A 2267-nucleotide genomic window follows, 5' to 3' on the forward strand; every position below is an offset into this window, starting at 1 on the left:
GGCGTAGGCGGTACAGTCGGCGGCCACCAGCAGGCGGCAGCCTTGGAAATAAGGGGCCATAGGGTTGACCAGCTTGATCTGCACCGGCCACTGGCTAAGCTGACTGACGCTCTCCCCCTGGGCCACTGGAGCCGCAGCAGGAGCGGCGGCGGGGCGCAGGGTCTTGGCCATCTCCCCCGGGCAGCCGCAGGCCAGAGGCTCCTGGGCCTTTTTCGCCGCCTGAGCGGCCTTCACCGCCGCCTCGTCGTAGGCGGGAGCCTCCCGCATCTCAAAGGTGATGGCTCCGGTGGGGCAGGCGGGCAGACAGTCGCCCAGCCCGTCGCAGTAGTCCTCCCGGGTCAGCTTGGCCACCCCGTCCACCATCTGGATGGCGCCCTCGTGGCAGGCGGCGGCACAGGCCCCGCAGCCGTTACATTTACTCTCGTCAATGTGAATGATCTTACGGATCATAAAACTTCCTCCTCAACGTTTGCTTTTCTCAGGATGACCCTATTCTACTCCCCCGCAGGGCAAAAGTCTGTTGTAGCTCCAACAAATCAAAAATTTCTCTAGGCATAGCAAAACCCGGACGCCGCTCCAAAGCGTCCGGGTCTTACCATTGAAAAAGAGGATTAAAATGAAACGAACTGTCTCTTGCAAGTGTTATCCTAGCAAAGAGTTGTTACAAAAACAGCCCCAAAGTATTACATAAGTTTTAAATCTCCATGGACAATTTGTGACTTTTCCAAACAAGCTGAAAAAGCACCGAACAGCCGGCGCATCCACGCCGGCTGTTCGGTTGAATTGGAGGATAGAATGAAAAGAAAATGCTCTTGCCTTGCGAGTATCATTCTATCTGCTTATTGTGAACAAAGCTAGCTAAAGTTGTTACAAAAGCTTTAAATCCGCGGCGGAAACCCAATTTTTCCCCACTCAGTTTTCCCCATCCTCCCGCAGGTCCAGGAAAAAGTCCTGGAGGATCTTCTGACACTGGGGCTCCAGAGGTCCCCGATAGATCCGGGGGTGGTGGTTAAAGCGCTCCTCAAACAGGTTGAGCACCGACGAGCAGCACCCCGCCTTTTCATCCCGGGCGCCGTAGCGCACCGTCTCAATGCGGGAGTTGATGATGCCTCCGGCGCACATGGGGCAGGGCTCCAGAGTGACGTACAGGGTGCACCCGTGCAGCCTCCAGCTGCCCAGACGGGCGCAGGCGTCCCGGATGGCCTCCAGCTCGGCGTGGGCGGTGGCGTCGCCGTGTTCCTCCCGGCGGTTGCGCCCCTCCCCCACGATTTCTCCGTCCTTGACGATGACGCATCCCACCGGCACGTCCCCGTGCTCGGCTGCCTGAGCGGCCAGCTCCAGGGCGCGGGCCATATAGTCCTTGTGGTCCATGGTATTCAGCCCTCCCGGCGGTTATTTTGCTCCCCCATCAGGCGGATGGTCTGGGAAATAAGTTCCCGCTGCTCCCGGGAGAGGGAGCGGTAGGTCTCTACCAATGCTTTTTCTTCCTTACTAATGTGCATCGGCGGTTCCGGTTCATTGGTCAAACCCAGCAAATAATCGGTACTAACATGAAAATAATCTGCAATGCCCACAATGACTCGACAGGGCATTTCGTTTTTCTCCGTTAGGTAATTGCTCATTTTAGCCGGTGTAATCCCAATATGTTTTGCCAACTTCTTTTGTGTCACGTCCCGGTCTGTCACCAGCATTTTTGCTCTGGCCCCAAAGCCCATGGTAATCACCTCTGGGGTCAGTATCTCAATTTCGATAACAGATTTTCTTAAAATCAAGAAATCGGTAATTTTTATTTTTATATCACATATTCCGACAAATTTCAAATATCGAATCTTGTATACTCTTATTGAGAGGAACTCTGGTCCATCGCAAGGCCCATTCCGCCCTGCGGGGCGTCCTACTTTGCCCACGGCGGCAAAGTAGGCAAAACGCCGCCGGGGGACGGCTCCGATGAGCGCCTTCGCGCAGCGGGCGCTCATAGTCGCCTCTCCCCGGACCCCAATTTACGGGAGCGCGCCCCTTTGGTCGTTTGGTCCGTTCCGGCGGCCTAAATTTTGACTGTGCATTCTCCTACTCTCGGGCCACTAGGCCCTGCTGCCATCAAAATTTGCAGGTGCTTGTATTCTACTGTACACCGCCTGGTGCCTGCCTACCTGTTGAGTGCGGCGGTGGTTGGGCAGACGATGGGCCTTCACTTTGTGACGGCAGCCACTGTACCTTGCTACGAAAATAGGTAGCGAGGGCGTGAACCTTGACAAACAGGCTTTCAA

Annotated in this window: 3 protein-coding genes; all 3 read right to left on the reverse strand. The window is 55.8% G+C overall.

All coding sequences use genetic code 11. The features are described 5' to 3' along the window. A partial coding sequence (locus ACLTXB_RS18605) for an ATP-binding protein (RefSeq protein ID WP_428227971.1) occupies positions 1-450 on the reverse strand: 450 nt, incomplete at its 3' end. Positions 451-912: 462 nt separating this feature from the next. Continuing rightward, on the reverse strand, positions 913-1371 hold the full coding sequence (locus ACLTXB_RS18610) for a nucleoside deaminase (RefSeq protein ID WP_428227972.1): 459 nt from the start codon (positions 1369-1371) through the stop codon (positions 913-915). Between the two features lie 5 nt (positions 1372-1376). After that, positions 1377-1976 carry a helix-turn-helix domain-containing protein gene (locus tag ACLTXB_RS18615; protein ID WP_428227973.1) on the reverse strand — a complete coding sequence of 200 codons (600 nt, stop codon included), beginning with the start codon at positions 1974-1976 and terminating at the stop codon, positions 1377-1379. Positions 1977-2267: the final 291 nt, after the last annotated feature.

The organism is Flintibacter sp., from assembly GCF_046973065.1.

Excerpts from the sequence above, each read along its gene's own strand:
- ACLTXB_RS18615 (WP_428227973.1), bottom strand. The coding sequence starts at position 1,976 with ATGAGCGCCCGCTGCGCGAAGGCGCTCATCGGAGCCGTCCCCCGGCGG.
- ACLTXB_RS18610 (WP_428227972.1), bottom strand. The coding sequence starts at position 1,371 with ATGGACCACAAGGACTATATGGCCCGCGCCCTGGAGCTGGCCGCTCAG.